Genomic DNA, 15,742 nt, shown 5'->3' with positions numbered 1-15,742 from the left:
GCCGCGGGAGCCGAAACACAAACTCAACTTCTCGCTCCAGTCTGAGCATTCGCCGCTCAACACCGGATCGACCGATCACAGGCATTGTCGTCGAGGCTACGGGTTCAACTCCCGTTCGGGCCTCCAAACCTGGCCCGATAGCTCAATCGCAGAGCGCGACGCCTTCAATCTGACCTGTGACCTTAAACGTGCCGGTGTGTGCAAGTGGGCGGCAAACCGAGGCCCGGGGATGGACACTCCCCGGGCTTCACCAATTCCCTGCCCTTGTCACCGGGCCGGGCTGCGCATCCGGTTGAGCGCGGCCTCGGCCTCGTCGGGGTCATCGACGCTGACCGTGAACTGGCGACCGGCGAAGTCGAAGAGCAGGGCCGGCCCGGACCGTACGATGACCGCCCGGCCACGGCCAGGAACCCAGGTCCATCCCCAGCGCTGGGCGAGGTTGGACTCCACGTCCACGGCGCGCATGCTGGTGACCATCCGCAGCGGCACTGTGATCGGCGGCATCGGCAGCAGCCCGTGGCGGATGCGCACGTTGTACATGCTGATCTGGACGCCGACGTGTGCCATCGCGGCGGCCCAGACCAGCGCGGCGAGCCCGGCCGCGGCCAGCAGCGCGGCGGCCGCCAGGGCGTTCGGCCGGTCGAGTGGGTGCTCCGGGAACAGGGTCACCGCGGCGGCGGCGCAGGCCACGCCGACGACGAACCCGACACCGGCACGGCGGTGCCCGATCGCCTGTCCCGACCACAGCAGAAATGACACGCGGGCTTTTCTACCAGAGTGACGCGCCCCGATGCTGTGACGGTGCACACGCTCTGACCGCCTCGGCGAGGTGTGTCAGGGATTGGACGACGGCGTTGCTGCCCTCGCCGCCGTGCAGCATCTTGCGCGGCTCGCGGAGACGGTCGACGCCGATGGCGTGGGCGCCGGCCCGCTGGGTCGCGGACATGGCGGAGAACGTCGCGCACACGACCGCCGTCTCGCCCGGCAGCGCGCCGATCGACTCGAGGACGGGGCCCATCGTGCGCACCGCGGGGTGCCGCATCGCGAAGCCGCGGCCCAGCGCCGGCCCGACGAGGGCGCGCAGCCCGTGGTGCTGCAGGAACCGTCCCACCGCCGACTCGCTGTGCGGCGCGTAGACGGTGATGGCCCGGCCGGTGGCCCGGCATGCCTCCAGGAGGGCGGGTGCGCCCGTCGTCACCGGCGCCCGGCCGGCGGCGTCGAGCTCCGCGTCGTGGACCAGCTGCTCGGCACGCCGGCCCAGGTCCTCGCCCGCCGCGTACGCCTCGGCCAGCATGTCGAACGGGTTGCCACTCGCGCCGATCATGATCGACATCTGGTGGCCGGTGTCCAGCAGCATCTCGCGGATCTGCCGGGCGACCGTGGCCGGCTCCGGCAGCAGGTTGCCGAGCACGCTGAACGTCACCACCACGTGCACGGTCCGGTCGAGGATCTCGGCGAGGTGGGGCCGGACCCGCAGGGGTGTCACCCCTTGATCATGACGTGCCACCCGCCCCGCCGGGTCCGTTATGCCACGATCACCTCGTCACCCACGGCGATCTTGCCGGGGCCCTCCAGGTCGGGGATGAGGTTGACGCCGAACAGCAGCCCGTCGGGGAACCGGCGGTGCTGGCCGAGGACGCGCAGCGGCTGGCGGCCCTTCTCCCCCGTCTCCGGGTCGATGGTGGTCAGGACGCATCGGCTGCACGCCTTCGGTACCCGGAAGGACACGTCGCCGATGACGAGCCTGCCGCCGATCCAGCCGTCCTCCGCCCAGGCCGGCGCGCCGGCGACGACGACGTTGGGCCGGAAGCGGGTCATCTCGACCGGCTCGTCACCGGCCTCGACCAGCCAGTCGTTGACGGCGTCGAGCGAGGCCGAGTTGACCAGCAGCAGCGGGAACCCGTCGGCGAAGCTGACCCGGTCGCCGGGCTCGCTGAAGCCGGGCTCGACCGGGCGGCGGGTCGGGTCGTCCAGATAGACCAGCGTGGCGGGGCGGCCGATCACGTCCGAGACCCACCGGTCGGCGACCGGCCCGGCGGGGGTGGCGGCGATCCACAGGAAGAAGTGCTTGACGTCGGTCGTGGCGCCGGACGGAAATGGCACCCACAGGTCCGGCGCGCCGGGCGCGCGCAGCAGCAGGCCGCCGTCCCGGGGCTCCGGCCGGATCCGCCCCAGCGCCGGCGTGTCCCGCTGGGTGATCAGCTTCGCGTCGCCGTCGACGACCAGCCAGCGGCGGTCGCCGGCCAGCCCCCAGGGCTCCACCTGCGCGGCGTCGGCCTCCACGCGGTAGCAACTCTTGACGGGATACGTGGCCAGATAAGTCAACCGCACGTCGCGAGCGTCGCACGCGGACCCCCAGGTTAGGCAACACTATGAATGAGTTGATGCGCTTGACTCGACTTTGAATGGAGGCATACATTCGGGGCGTGACGACGGAGATGGAGCGGCGGCTGCTGGAGCTGTTCGACGGGCAGCGGCTCACGCCCGCCCAGCGGCGCATCGCCCGCTGCCTGGTCGACAACGCCGGCCAGGCCGGCTATCTCTCCAGCGGCGACCTGGCGACGCTCGCCGGCGTGAGCCAGCCGTCGGTCACCCGTTTCGCGACCGCGCTCGGCTTCGACGGCTATCACTCGCTCCGCGACGAGATCCGGATCAACATCGACGGCCACACGCCCCGCCCGCCCCGTGACGACGAGCCCGCCGAGGCCGAGACCAACCAGTTCCAGCAAGCGCTGGGCGCCGAGATCGCCAACCTGCGACGCCTCGCCGCCGCGCTCGCCGACCCGAAGCCACTCGCCGAGGCGGGCCGGCTGCTGATCGGCAGCCGGCCGCTGCCCGTGTTCGGCATGCGGGCCGCCCGCGCACTCGCGACCGCGTTCACCTACTTCGCGGCGAAGGTCCACCCCGACGTGCGGCTCCTGCACGAGCACGGCAGCCTGCTGGCCGATCGGCTGGATCAGGCACGCGCGGCGGGCGCAGTTGCCATGCTGGCGTTTGTGCTGCCCCGCTATCCGCGCGAGGCGGTCGACGCGCTCCGGGAGGCCCGCGCCGCCGGTCTCACCGTCGTGACCGTCACCGACTCGCCGGTCAGCCCGGCCGCCGCCGAGTCCGACCTCGTGCTGCCCGCGCCGGTCGGGTCGCGGCTGGTGTTCGACTCCCACAGCGCCCCGACGGCGATGGTGACGATGCTGCTGCAGGCCATGTGCGACGCCGCGCCGACCGAGTCCCAGGCCCGCCTCGAGTCGTTCGAGCGGTCCGCCGCCACCCGCCAGGTCTTCCTGCCCTAACCCGAGGAGTTCCATGGAGACGGTCCGTGCCCCTCGCGGCACCAAGCTGACGGCCCGTGGCTGGCAGCAGGAAGCCGCGCTGCGCATGCTGATGAACAACCTCGATCCCGACGTCGCCGAGCGACCGCAGGACCTGGTCGTCTATGGCGGCACGGGCAAGGCGGCGCGTGACTGGCCGTCCTTCCGCGCGCTGGTGCGCACCCTCACCACGCTGGGTCCCGACGAGACCATGCTGGTGCAGTCCGGCCGCCCGGTCGGCGTGCTGCAGACCCACGAGTGGGCGCCGCGGGTGCTGATCGCCAACTCCAACCTCGTCGGCGACTGGGCCACCTGGCCCGAGTTCCGCCGGCTCGAGGCGCTCGGCCTGACGATGTATGGGCAGATGACCGCCGGCTCGTGGATCTACATCGGCACGCAGGGCATCCTGCAGGGCACCTATGAGACGTTCGCCGCGGTGGCGGAGAAGCGGTTCGGCGGCACCCTCGCCGGCACGTTGACGCTCACCGCCGGCTGCGGCGGCATGGGCGGCGCCCAGCCGCTCGCCGTCACCATGAACGGCGGGGCCTGCCTGATCATCGACGTCGACCGGGCCCGCCTGGAGCGGCGGGTCGCGACCCGCTATCTCGACGTCGTCGCCGACTCCCTCGAAGAAGGGGTGCGGCTCGCGGTCGAGGCGCAGATCGCCCGCCGGGCGCTGTCGGTCGGCGTCGTCGGCAACGCCGCCCTGCTGCTGCCCGAGCTGCTGCGCATGGGCGTGCCGGTCGACATCGTCACCGACCAGACCTCCGCGCACGACCCGCTGTCCTATGTGCCGAGCGGGGTCGAGCCCGGCGACGCCGCGGAGTATGCCGCGGCGAAGCCCGAGGAGTTCACCGACCGGGCCCGCCACTCGATGGCCCGGCACGTGGAGGCCATGGTCGGGTTCCTCGACCGGGGCGCCGAGGTCTTCGACTACGGCAACTCGATCCGCGGCGAGGCGCAGCTGGGCGGGTTCGACCGGGCGTTCGCGTTCCCCGGGTTCGTCCCCGCCTACATCCGGCCGCTGTTCTGCGAGGGCAAGGGCCCGTTCCGCTGGGCCGCCCTGTCGGGCAACCCGGCCGACATCGCCGCCACCGACCGGGCCGTGCTCGACCTCTTCCCCGACAACGACTCGCTGCACCGCTGGATCCGCCTGGCCGGCGAGCGGGTCGCGTTCCAGGGGCTGCCGGCCAGGATCTGCTGGCTCGGGCAGGGCGAGCGGGACAAGGCGGGCCTCAAGTTCAACGAGATGGTCGCCGACGGCACCGTCGAGGCGCCGCTCGTGATCGGCCGCGACCACCTGGACACCGGCTCTGTCGCCTCGCCCTACCGGGAGACCGAGGCGATGCGGGACGGCTCCGACGCGATCGCCGACTGGCCCCTGCTCAACGCGCTGGTCAACACCGCCTCCGGCGCATCCTGGGTGTCGATCCACCACGGCGGCGGCGTCGGCATCGGCCGCTCGATCCACGCCGGGCAGGTCTCCGTCGCCGACGGCACCGAGCTCGCGGCGCAGAAGCTGGCCAGGGTGCTGTCCAACGACCCGGCGATGGGCGTGCTCCGGCACGTCGACGCCGGCTATGACGAAGCCGCCGAGGTTGCCGAGCAGACCGGCATCCGAGTGCCGATGCGGGAGGACTCATGACCGGCCCGGAGCGCGGCGGAGTTGCCGGGCATCAGGGGCGCCGGCCGTCGTGCGGGCGCCGGAGCGCAGCGGAGGTGGCGGCATGACCGGCCCGGAGCGCAGCGGAGTTGCCGGCACGGCGATGACCGGGGAGCGGTTCGCGGCGCTGTGGGGGTCGCTCAGTCCGGTCGGCAGGGCCGGCGGCGACGGCGGCTACCTGCGGCACTCCTGGACCGACGCCGACCTGGTCTGCCGGGAGTGGTTCGTCGAGGAGGCACTCGACCGCGACCTCGAGGTGGAGGTCGACCGCAACGGCAACCTGTGGGCGTGGTGGGGCTCCCCCGAGGGCGAAGGGGCGGTCGTCACCGGCAGCCACCTCGACTCGGTGCCGCACGGCGGCGGCTATGACGGGCCGCTCGGCGTCGTCTCCGGGCTGCTCGCCGTCGACCGGCTCCGCGAGCGCGGCGTGACCCCGTCCCGGCCGATCGCCGTCGTGGTCTTCACCGAGGAGGAGGGCGCCCGGTTCGGGGTGCCGTGCCTCGGCTCCCGCCTGCTCACCGGCGCGTTCGACCCGGCACGGGCGCTGCGGCTGCGGGACCGCGACGGCATCACCCTGGCCGAGGCCATGGGCAAGGCAGGTCTCGACGTCGACGCGCTCGGCCCCGACCCTGAACGGCTGGCCCGCATCGGCGCCTTCGTCGAGCTGCACGTCGAGCAGGGCCGCGCCCTCGACGTGCTCGACGCGCCGGTCGGGGTGGCGAGCGGGATCTGGCCGCACGGGCGGTATCGGCTGGACTTCTCCGGCGAGGGCAACCACGCCGGCACGACCAGGATGAGCGACCGGCACGACCCGATGCTGACGCTCGCGCACACCGTCCTCGCCGCCGACGAGACCGCACGGGCGCACGGGGCGCACGCCACCGTCGGCCGGGTCGACGTCGCACCCAACGCCACCAACGCGATCGCCGCCCGCGCCTCGGCGTGGCTGGACGCGAGGGCCGCCGACGGCGACACCCTGGACCGGCTCGTCGCCGCGATCCGGCAGCGGGCGGAGGAGCGGGCCCGGCACGACGGCACCCGGGTCACCCTCGAAGCGGAGTCGGTGACCGGCGAGGTCGCGTTCGCCGGCGACGTCAGCCGCCTCGCGGCGCTGGAGCTCGACGCCCCCGTGCTGCCGACCGGCGCCGGCCACGACGCCGGGGTCCTGTCCAAGCACGTCGACACGGGCATGCTGTTCGTGCGCAACCCCACCGGCATCTCGCACGCGCCGCAGGAGTCGGCCTCCGACGCGGACTGCGCCGTCGGCGTCGAGAAGCTCACCGACCTACTGGCCCGGCTGTGCCAATGACACCTGCCCGGTTTCACTGCGAGTGGGCGTGGCTGCCGGCCGGCGTCGCGGCCGACGTGCTGATCGAGGTGGCGGACGGCAGATTCACCACCGTCACGCCCGGCACGCCCGCCGCCGGGCTCGACGCGGTGCACCTGCCCGGGATGACGCTGCCGGGGCTGGCCAACGCGCACTCGCACGCGTTCCACCGGGCACTGCGCGGGCGGACCCAGGGCGGGCGGGGCACCTTCTGGACCTGGCGCGAGCAGATGTACTCGGTGGCCGCCGCCCTAGACCCTGACTCCTACCACCGCCTGGCCCGGGCCGTGTACGCCGAGATGGCCCTCGCGGGCATCACGTGCGTCGGCGAGTTCCACTATCTGCACCACGGGGCGGGCGGCACGCCGTACACCGAACCCAACGCGATGGGCGAGGCCCTGATCGCCGCGGCGGCCGACGCAGGACTCCGGATCACGCTGCTCGACACGCTGTATCTGACCTCGACCGTTGACGGCCGGCCACTCGAAGGGGTCCAGCGCCGCTTCGGCGACGCCGGCGTCGACGGCTGGGCGGATCGCGTCGCACAGCTCGGCGCCCGGCCACACGCGAAGATCGGCGCCGCCGCGCACAGCGTGCGGGCCGTTCCCGCCGCCGCGCTCGGCGAGTTCGCGCGGCACACCGAGGGCATGCCGACGCACGTGCACCTGTCGGAGCAGCGCGCCGAGAACGACGCCTGCCTTGCGGTGCACGGCCGCACCCCGACGGAGCTGCTCGCCGACCGCGGGCTGACCGGTCCGACCGTGACCGCCGTGCACGCGACCCACCTCACCGACACCGACCGCGCCGAGCTCGGCGACTCCGGCACCGGCGTGTGCTTCTGCCCCACCACCGAGCGGGACCTCGCCGACGGCATCGGCCACGCGCGGGCCCTGGTCGACGCCGGCACCCCGCTGTCCCTCGGCAGCGACAGCCACGCGGTGATCGACCTGTTCGAGGAGGCCCGCGGCGTCGAGATGCACGAGCGGCTGCACACCGAGCACCGCGGCCACTTCACCGCCGTCGAGCTGCTCACCGCCGCGACCACCACCGGCCACGCCTCCCTCGGCTGGACCGACGCCGGCACCATCACCCCCGGCGCCCGCGCGGACCTCGTCACGGTCTGCCTGACCTCGCCGCGCACCGCCGCCTGCGCCCCTGAGGCGGTCATGTTCGCCGCGACCGCCGCCGACGTCCGGCACGTCGTCATCGATGGCCGGGTCATCGTCCGCGACGGCGTCCACGCCACGGTGCCCGATGTCGGCGCCGCCCTGGCAGCCGCCGTGCACGCCGTCAACCCGTCCGCCGCACCACCGTCCGCCGCACGGCAGTCGGCCGCACCCCCACCGCCCGCCGCACCACAGTCGGCCGCGCAACCGTTGACCGCGCCAGCACCGCCCGCTCCACCAACGCCCTCCGCTTCAACGCCCTCCGCTTCAACGTCGGCCGCACCACGGTCGTCCACGCCATCACCGCCACCGCTCACCGCACCACCGACCGCTGCTGCACGATCGGCCACACCACCATCGCCCACCGCGCCACGGTCAACCGCGCAACCGTCGGCCACACCACCATCGCCCACCGCGCCACGGTCAACCGCGCAGCCGCCGGCCGCGCCACCGCTGCCACCGCCCGCTCCACCATCGCCCTCCGCTCCCGCGCCAGCCGCATCACGGCCAGCCGCACCATCACGGCCCGCTGCACCACGATCGGCCGCGCAACCGTCGGCCGCACCATCGCCACCACCGCCCGCCGCACCATGGTCGGCAGCGCAACCGTCGGCCGCACCACCACCGTTCCCACCAACGCTCGCCGCACCACGGCCCGCCGCTGCACGATCGGCAGCGCAACCGTCGGCCGCGCCATCATCGCCACCGCTCGCCGCACCATCGACCGCTGCACCACGGTCGGCCGCACTCCCAACGCCCACCGCACCATCGCCCGCCGCACCACGGTCGACCGCGCAACCGGCGGCCGTGCCATCACCGTTCCCACCGCCACTCGCCGCGCCACCACTCGCTGCGCCACCACTCGCCGCGCCACCACTCGCCGCGCCAGCACTCGCCGCGCCACCACCGTTCCCATCAACGCCCGCCGTGCGGGTGCAGTCCGTCGCACCGTCGGCGGTGGTGGCCCCCGCGGCGGCGTTGCCGGGGATCGGGGGGCTGCGATGAGGTCGATGCTGGTCACCAACATCGGCGAGCTGGTCACCTGCGTGCCGGGGCAGGGTGAGGGGCCGCTGGGCATCCGCCGGCAGGCGGCGCTCGTGGTCGACGACCGCAAGGTGGCGTGGATCGGCCGGGCCGCGGACGCGCCGCCGGCCGACGCGCGGGTCGACGCCGACGGCGCCTCGGTCCTGCCCGGATTCGTCGACAGCCACGCGCACCTGGTGTTCGCCGGGGACCGGGCCGCGGAGTTCGCCGCGAGGATGGCGGGTGAGCCGTACACGGGCGGTGGCATCCGCACGACGGTCGGCGCGACCAGGGCGGCCGGCGACGAGCAGCTACGGACCAACGTGGCGCGCCTGCGGCGGGAGGCGCTGCGGCAGGGGACGACGACCATGGAGATCAAGTCGGGGTACGGGCTGACGGTCGCGGACGAGGCGCGGTCGCTGCGGATCGCGCGGGAGTTCAGTGCCGAGACGACGTTTCTCGGGGCGCACGTGGTGCCCGCGGAGTACGCGGGGCGCACCGACGACTACGTCAGCCTGGTCTGCGGTCCGATGCTGACCGCGGCCAGGTCGGCGGGGGCGCGGTGGATCGACGTGTTCTGCGAACGGGGTGCGTTCGACGCGGACCACTCCCGCGCCATCCTGACCGTCGGGGCGGCCGCGGGGCTCGGCACCCGGGTCCACGCCAACCAGCTGACGGCCGGGTCGGGGGTTCGGCTCGCCGTCGAACTCGGGGCGGCGTCGGCGGATCACTGCACGCACCTCGCCCCGGCCGACATCGACGCGCTCGCGGGGTCGGCGACCGTGGCGACGCTGCTGCCGGGTGCGGAGTTCTCGACCCGTTCGCCGTATCCGCCGGCGCGGGCGCTGCTGGACGCCGGCGCCACGGTCGCGATCGCCACCGACTGCAACCCGGGCTCGTCGTACACGACGTCGATGCCGTTCTGCGTGGCCCTTGCGGTCCGCGAGATGGCGATGACGCCGGCGGAGGCGGTGCTCGCGGCCACGACCGGGGGCGCCGCCGCGCTGCGCCGCGACGACGTCGGGCGGCTGCGGGTCGGTGCGCGGGGTGACCTCGCGATCCTCGACGCGCCTTCGTATCTGCATCTGGCGTACCGGCCGGGTGTGCCCCTGATATCCACTGTCATGCTCAATGGGGAGCTGGTTTGATCACCGTCACCGCTTCAGGCATCACCCCCGCCGACCTCATCGCGGTCGCTCGGGGCAACGCGCGGGTGACCCTCGCGCAGGACGCGCTCGACGCGATGCGCACCAGCCGTTCGATCGTCGACGCCATCGAGCGCGACGGTCGCCCGGTGTACGGCGTGTCCACCGGGTTCGGCGCGCTCGCCAACACGTTCATCGCCCCGGAGCGGCGCGCCGAGCTGCAGCACGCGCTGATCCGCTCGCACGCGGCCGGCATCGGCGCACCCATGCCGCGGGAGGTGGTGCGGGCGATGATGTTGCTGCGCATCAGGTCCTTGGCGATGGGGCGGTCCGGGGTACGGCCGGAGATCGCCACCGGCCTCGTCGACCTGTTGAACGCGGACGTCACGCCGTGGGTGCCGGAGCACGGCTCGCTCGGCGCGTCCGGGGATCTTGCGCCGCTCGCCCACTGCGCGCTCGTCCTCATCGGCGAGGGCTGGGTGCTGGCCAAGGACGGCACCCGGATCAGCGCCGCCGACGCCGGGGTCAACCCGCTCGAACTGTCGTCGAAGGAGGGGCTGGCGCTGATCAACGGCACCGACGGCATGCTCGGCATGCTGCTGCTGGCGATCGCCGACGCGGCGCACCTGTTCACGATGGCCGACGTGACCGCCGCGCTGTCGATCGAGGCGATGCTGGGCTCCGACCGGCCGTTCATGCCGGAGCTGCACACGATCCGGCCGCATCCGGGTCAGGCAGCCTCCGCGGCGAACCTGCACCGCCTGCTGCAGGGCTCCCCGATCATGGACTCGCACCGCGACGACCTCGAGCACGCCGTGCAGGACGCGTACTCGATGCGCTGCGCCCCGCAGGTCGCCGGCGCCGCCCGGGACACGCTCGAGTTCGCGAGGACCGTCGCCGCCCGGGAGCTGCGCTCGATCGTCGACAACCCGGTCGTGCTCCCCGACGGGCGGGTCGAGTCGACCGGCAACTTCCACGGTGCGCCGCTGGGGTTCGCCGCCGACTTCCTGGCGATCGCGGCCGCGGAGGTCGGCGCGATCGCGGAGCGCCGGGTCGACCGGATGCTGGACGTGTGCCGGTCGCGGGACCTGCCGCCGTTCCTCACCCCAGACGCCGGGGTGAACTCGGGGCTGATGATCGCGCAGTACACGGCGGCGGGCATCGTCGCGGAGAACCGGCGCCTCGCGTCACCGGCCAGCGTCGACTCGCTGCCGACGTCGGGCATGCAGGAGGATCACGTCTCGATGGGCTGGGCCGCGACCCGCAAGCTCCGCACCGTCCTGGACAACCTGTGCAGCATCCTCGCGGTCGAGCTGCTCTCCGCGGTCCGGGGCATCCAGCTCCGCGCCCCGCTCACCCCGTCCGTGGCGGGCCGGATCGCGATGGCGGCCGTCGAGCAGCACGCGGGCCGTCCGGGTCCGGACGTGTTCCTCGCCCCGGTCCTGGAGGCGATGCGCGCGACCGTGTCGAGCCGCGACCTGCTGACCGCCGTCGAACACGAGATCGGCACCCTGGCCTGACCAAGCAGCAGATCCGGGCCGGCACCCCGGCCGACCACAGCAGCGGATCCGGCCACCACCCGGCCTGAACAAAGCAGCGGATCCGGCCGTGACGGCCGGATCCGCCGGATGGTGGGTCAGAGAGTGGCGGCCAGGGCGCGGAAGGCCTTGCCGCGGTGGCTGATGGCGTCCTTCTCCGCGGGTGGCAGCTCCGCCGTGGTCAGCTCGTAGCCGTCGGCGACGAAGATCGGGTCGTAGCCGAACCCGCCGTCGCCGCGGGGAGTCCTGATCAGGCGGCCGCGCATCTCGCCGCGGAACACCTGTTCGCGGCCGTCGGGCCAGACGAGGGCGGCGGCGCAGACGAAGGCGCCGCCGAGGTGCTCGTCGGGGACGTCGCCGACCTGGGCGAGGACCAGCCGGAGGTTGGCGCCGTCGCGGTCCGGGGTGCCGCTGGGCAGGCCGGACCAGCGGGCGCTGAAGACGCCGGGCATGCCGTTGAGGGCGTCGACGGCCAGGCCGGAGTCGTCCCCGACGCTCGGCAGGCCGGTGATGGACGCCGCCTCGCGGGCCTTGAGCAGCGCGTTCTCCTCGAAGGTGAGGCCGGTCTCAGGGGCCTCGGGATACTTCTCGACGTCGTCGAGGCCGATCAGCTCCACGTGCGGGGCCGACTCCGAGAGGACCCGGCGCAGCTCGACGAGCTTCTTCGTGTTGCGGGTCGCGAGCAGCAGCCTCATCCGGCGATCGCCTTCTGTTGCAGGGCGGTGAGCTCGGCGCAGCCGAGGGCGCCCAGGTCGACGAGGAGGTCGAGCTCGGCGCGCGAGAACACGGCCTGCTCGCCGGTGCCCTGGACCTCGACGAAGTCGCCGGTGCCGGTGCAGACGACGTTCATGTCGACGTCGGCGACGACGTCTTCCTCGTAGCAGAGGTCGAGGCGGGGCTCGCCGGCGATGATGCCGACGCTGACGGCGGCGACGGAGCGGTGCAGGACCTGCGCGGGCTTGCCGGCAAGCTTCTTGTGCGCGGCCAGATACGCGACGGCGTCGAAAAGGGCGACATACGCGCCAGTAATGGCGGCGGTGCGGGTGCCGCCGTCGGCCTGCAGGACGTCACAGTCCAGGACGATCGAGTTCTCCCCGAGGGCCTTCAGGTCGATGCAGGCCCGGAGGCTGCGGCCGATGAGCCGGGAGATCTCGTGGGTGCGGCCGCCGATCTTGCCCTTGACGCTCTCCCGGTCGTTGCGGGTGGTCGTGGCGCGGGGCAGCATCGCATACTCGGCGGTGAGCCAGCCCAGGCCGGAGCCTTTCCGCCAGCGGGGCACCCCCTCGGTGACGCTGGCCGTGCACAGCACCCGGGTGTTGCCGAACTCGACGAGCACGGACCCCTCCGGGTGCATGCTCCACTGGCGGGTGATCGATACGGGTCGAAGTTGATCTGCTGCGCGAGCATCCGGTCGAGCCATGGGCTCAAGCCTAGTCACGCGACCCGGTCGGGCAGCGGCAGGCCCGGCCCAAGGTCGGAGGGGGTGCGCAGCTCCGCGTACGCGAGGCGGAGCAGCCCCGGCAGCAGGTCGGTCGAGCGGCGGATCATCCAGCGGGTGCCCTGGGTCGCCATCCACCAGGCCTGCGCGGTGCGGGTCGGCGGCGGGCTGCTCGGCGACGGGTCGGGCCGGGTGCCGATGCCGGTGCCGAGGCGTTCGGCGAGCAGGTCGAAGAACGAGCAGGCCAGGAAGCGGTGCCCGCGTTCGCTCGGGTGCAGCCGGTCGACGCTCCACATGCGGCGGTCGTAGGAGTCGGGGTGGCCGGCCGCGTCGAAGTGCACGGTGCTGTGCCGGGCGGCGACGAGGTCGGCGGCGGCGTTGAGGTCGCGCATCCGGCGGGCCAGGGGGCGGGCCAGGGGGCCGGGCAGGCCGAACATGCGCCCCGGGTCGGGCAGCCGGATGGTGAGGACCTCGGCGCCCCCGGCGCGCAGGCGCGACACGGTGCGTTCGAGGTTGGTCGCGACCCGCACCGGGTCGAACGGGCTGCGCAGCGTGTCGTTGGTGCCGACGAGGACGGCGGCGACGTCGGGGCGCAGGTCGAGGGCGCGGGGCAGCTGCTCCGCGACGACGTCGAAGGTCTGCGCGCCGCTGTCGGCGAGGTTGTGCAGGCGGGCGCCGAGCGCGGCGGCGAGGATCTGCGCCCAGCCGCGCCAGGAGCCGTCGGGCATCCGGTCGCCGAAGCCGACGGTGGTGGAGTCGCCGAGTGCCACGAAGACGGTCACGGCACACCCGCCACGGCGGGAGCGGTGGCGGCCACGACCGGGGCGGCGGCCACGACGGCCGGGGCGGCGCCGTGCACGGTGAGGAATCCCGCGACCGCGGCCGGCCAGGAGAACCGCGTCGCGCGGTCGCGGGCGGCCCGCCTGCGTTCGTCGGACGGCAGCGCGAGCACCCGCTGTACACCATCCGCAAAGTCCGAGTGAACGGCTGCTCCGGCCTCTCCAACCACCTCGGGCAGGGCCGACGCGGCGGACACCACGACCGGTGTCCCGCAGGCGAGGGCTTCGAGGGCGGCCAGGCCGAACGTCTCGATCGGGCCGGGCGCGAGGACCACGTCGGCGGTCGCGAGGAGCGTGGCGACGGCCGTGCGGTCCGCGACGAACTCGGTGAAGTGCACCGCGTGACCCCGGGCCTGTTCCTGCAGCCGGGGCCGCAGCGGGCCGTCGCCGGCGACGACGAGGACCGCGTCGACGCCCCGGGCGCGCAGCGCGATGAGGGCCTCGACGGAGCGTTCGGGGCGTTTCTCGGTCGAGAGCCGCCCGCAGTGCACCAGCAGCACCTGGTCCGGGGTCGCATAGCGCTCCCGCAGCGCCGCCGACGCCCGCGAGGGGTGGAAGAGCTCAAGATCCACGCCGAGGGGTACCCGTACGAGGTTGCCCGCGCCGATGCGGTCGAACTCTGCGGCGGCCCAGGCGGTGGTGCACAGGACCTGGTCGTAGGCGCGGTGGCTGCGGGCGTTGAGCAGGTTGGCGCAGGCGGCCCCGACCGGACCGGCGAAGCTCAGCAGGCCGGCGAGGCTCTCGTGGGACACCATGACCGCGGGGATGCCCCGGTCGCGGGCCCACCGGCCGGTCCAGCGCAGCGTGAACCGGTCGGAGACCTCGAGCCGGTCCGGTTGGAGCCGGTCGAGGAGCCGGGCGAGGCGGCGCCGGTGGATGAGGACCCGGTAGCCGCCGGTGCCCGGCACGACCGGGCCGGGCAGCGTGATCACCCGGCCCTGCGCGTCGGACACGTCGGAGTGCTCCTCGCCGGGCACGATCAGGATCGACTCGTGACCGGCGGCGACGTAGCCTTCGCCGAGGGCGCGGAGGGCCGTCCGGAGGCCGCCGGAGCGGGGCATGACGAAGTTCGCCAGGCGCACAATCCTCACGCGGACACCGCCGGCGGGGCCGACACGGCCAGGGGGAGGATGTCTGCGTAGTGCCGGATCAGTTCGTCGCCGACCGCCGACCAGGTGCGGGAGGCGACCGCGACCCGGGCGGCGAGGCCCATCGACTGGCGGCGCTCGGGGTCGGCGGCGAGGGCGGCCACGGCGTCACGGAGCGCGGCGGCGTCGCAGGGCGGCACGAGCACCCCGGTGCGGCCGTCGTCGACCAGGTCGAGGGGGCCGCCCTGCGCGGGCGCGACCACCGGTACCCCCGACGCGAGGGCCTCCTGGACGGTCTGGCCGAACGTCTCGAACGGCCCGGTGTGCGCGAATACGTCGAGGCTGGCGTAGAGGCGGGCCAGCTGGTCGCCGCGGCGTTCGCCCAGGAAGACGGCGCCGGGCATGGCGCGCTCCAGGGACGCGCGGGCCGGCCCGTCGCCGACGATCACGACCCGGACGCCGGGGATGCGGCTCACGGGGGCGAGGAGGTCGACGCGCTTCTCCACGGCGAGGCGGCCGACGTAGCCGACGAGCACGGACCGGTCGGCGCCGAGCAGCGCCTGGCGGAGGGCGTTGCTGCGGCGGCCCGGGTCGAAGCGGGCGGCGTCGACGCCGCGGCGCCACAGCCAGACCCGTTCGATGCCGTGCGTGTGCAGGGCGGTGGCGGCGGCCGTGGACGGTGCGAGGGTCCGGTCGGCGGCGTTGTGGATGCGGCGCAGCCAGCGCCACGCGGCCTGCTCGCCGAGGCCGGAGTGGTAGTACAGGCGGGCGTAGGCGGGCACGTCGGTCTGGTACACCGCGACGGTCGGCAGCCCGAGGGACGCCGCGACCGTCATGCCGCGCGCGCCGAGCACGAACGGGCTGGCCAGGTGTACCAGGTCGGTGCGGTGGGCGCGTAACGCGGCGGCGAGGCGCCGGCTGGGCAGCCCCAACCGGAAGGTCCCGTAGCCGGGGGTGGCGACGGAGGGGACCCTGATGATCTCGTACGGGAAGGCGCCGGTGACCGACCGCGCCCCTGAGGAGGGCTGAGGTGCGATCACGAGCGGCTCGTGGCCACGCGCGACGAGGTGTTCGGCGACCCGGACGACGGAGTGGGCGACGCCGTTCACATCGGGCGGGAACGATTCGGTGACGATCGCGATCCGCATGCCGTCACCATGGGGGCGGAGTCCATGCGGGCGGCCACCATCGACTGACGAAACGGCAAACG

Annotated in this window: 13 protein-coding genes and 1 pseudogene; 6 read left to right on the top strand and 8 right to left on the bottom strand. The window is 73.8% G+C overall.

The features are described 5' to 3' along the window. Positions 1-267 precede the first annotated feature (267 nt). From AB0K00_RS11795 to AB0K00_RS11785, 3 genes are read right to left on the bottom strand one after another with little or no spacing between them, the layout of a single operon-like run. Positions 268-759 (bottom strand): hypothetical protein, encoded by a 492-nt coding sequence (locus tag AB0K00_RS11795; protein ID WP_363518917.1) that lies wholly within the window; start codon positions 757-759, stop codon positions 268-270. A gap of 10 nt (positions 760-769) precedes the next feature. Then, the gene (locus AB0K00_RS11790) at positions 770-1,486 is read right to left on the bottom strand and encodes a hypothetical protein (RefSeq protein ID WP_363518914.1); all 717 of its coding nucleotides are present in this window, start codon (positions 1,484-1,486) and stop codon (positions 770-772) included. A 38-nt stretch (positions 1,487-1,524) separates the two neighbouring features. Further along, complete coding sequence (locus AB0K00_RS11785) at positions 1,525-2,331, bottom strand: MOSC N-terminal beta barrel domain-containing protein (protein WP_363518911.1); 807 nt, start codon at positions 2,329-2,331, stop codon at positions 1,525-1,527. A 107-nt stretch (positions 2,332-2,438) separates the two neighbouring features. Here AB0K00_RS11785 and AB0K00_RS11780 point away from each other — a divergent pair, with 107 nt between their 5' ends. The 6 genes and pseudogenes from AB0K00_RS11780 (at position 2,439) to hutH (ending at position 11,149) form a co-directional block, all read left to right on the top strand. Continuing rightward, complete coding sequence (locus tag AB0K00_RS11780; RefSeq protein WP_363519004.1) at positions 2,439-3,287, top strand: MurR/RpiR family transcriptional regulator; 849 nt, start codon at positions 2,439-2,441, stop codon at positions 3,285-3,287. 13 nt (positions 3,288-3,300) lie between these two features. Continuing rightward, positions 3,301-4,950 carry a urocanate hydratase gene (gene hutU / locus AB0K00_RS11775; RefSeq protein ID WP_363518909.1) on the top strand — a complete coding sequence of 550 codons (1,650 nt, stop codon included), beginning with the start codon at positions 3,301-3,303 and terminating at the stop codon, positions 4,948-4,950. 121 nt (positions 4,951-5,071) lie between these two features. Beyond that, positions 5,072-6,277, top strand: coding sequence for an allantoate amidohydrolase (locus AB0K00_RS11770; RefSeq protein WP_363519001.1), 1,206 nt, complete (start codon positions 5,072-5,074; stop codon positions 6,275-6,277). Further along, positions 6,274-7,578, top strand: a pseudogene (locus AB0K00_RS11765) (formimidoylglutamate deiminase); the annotation flags it as partial. The gene AB0K00_RS11770 and the pseudogene AB0K00_RS11765, both read left to right, overlap by 4 nt. An 884-nt stretch (positions 7,579-8,462) precedes the next feature. Beyond that, positions 8,463-9,632 (top strand): imidazolonepropionase, encoded by a 1,170-nt coding sequence (gene hutI / locus AB0K00_RS11760; protein ID WP_363518906.1) that lies wholly within the window; start codon positions 8,463-8,465, stop codon positions 9,630-9,632. Beyond that, complete coding sequence (hutH, locus tag AB0K00_RS11755; RefSeq protein WP_363518904.1) at positions 9,629-11,149, top strand: histidine ammonia-lyase; 1,521 nt, start codon at positions 9,629-9,631, stop codon at positions 11,147-11,149. The genes hutI and hutH overlap by 4 nt, the downstream gene beginning before the upstream one ends. A gap of 116 nt (positions 11,150-11,265) precedes the next feature. Here the strand turns inward: hutH and rdgB are convergent, their stop codons facing one another. Genes rdgB through AB0K00_RS11730 form a run of 5 tightly spaced genes read right to left on the bottom strand, consistent with a single transcriptional unit; the run spans position 11,266 to position 15,680 of the window. After that, entirely contained in the window at positions 11,266-11,862 is a 597-nt protein-coding gene (rdgB, locus tag AB0K00_RS11750) for an RdgB/HAM1 family non-canonical purine NTP pyrophosphatase (protein ID WP_363518901.1), read from the bottom strand. Next, positions 11,859-12,587 carry a ribonuclease PH gene (gene rph, locus AB0K00_RS11745; RefSeq protein ID WP_363518898.1) on the bottom strand — a complete coding sequence of 243 codons (729 nt, stop codon included), beginning with the start codon at positions 12,585-12,587 and terminating at the stop codon, positions 11,859-11,861. Before rph ends, rdgB begins: the two co-directional genes overlap by 4 nt. Before the next feature lie 14 nt (positions 12,588-12,601). Further along, the gene (locus tag AB0K00_RS11740; RefSeq protein ID WP_363518895.1) at positions 12,602-13,387 is read right to left on the bottom strand and encodes an SGNH/GDSL hydrolase family protein; all 786 of its coding nucleotides are present in this window, start codon (positions 13,385-13,387) and stop codon (positions 12,602-12,604) included. After that, a complete protein-coding gene (locus AB0K00_RS11735; protein ID WP_363518893.1) occupies positions 13,384-14,535 on the bottom strand; it encodes a glycosyltransferase in 1,152 nt (383 codons plus the stop codon). The genes AB0K00_RS11740 and AB0K00_RS11735 overlap by 4 nt, the downstream gene beginning before the upstream one ends. Beyond that, entirely contained in the window at positions 14,532-15,680 is a 1,149-nt protein-coding gene (locus AB0K00_RS11730; RefSeq protein WP_363518890.1) for a glycosyltransferase family 1 protein, read from the bottom strand. Before AB0K00_RS11730 ends, AB0K00_RS11735 begins: the two co-directional genes overlap by 4 nt. Positions 15,681-15,742 lie beyond the last annotated feature (62 nt).

The organism is Dactylosporangium sp. NPDC049525 (genome assembly GCF_040676755.1).
Taxonomy (GTDB): domain Bacteria; phylum Actinomycetota; class Actinomycetes; order Mycobacteriales; family Micromonosporaceae; genus Dactylosporangium.
Note: the sequence above shows the minus strand (reverse complement) of the source record. Positions and strands in the feature narration are given on the sequence as shown.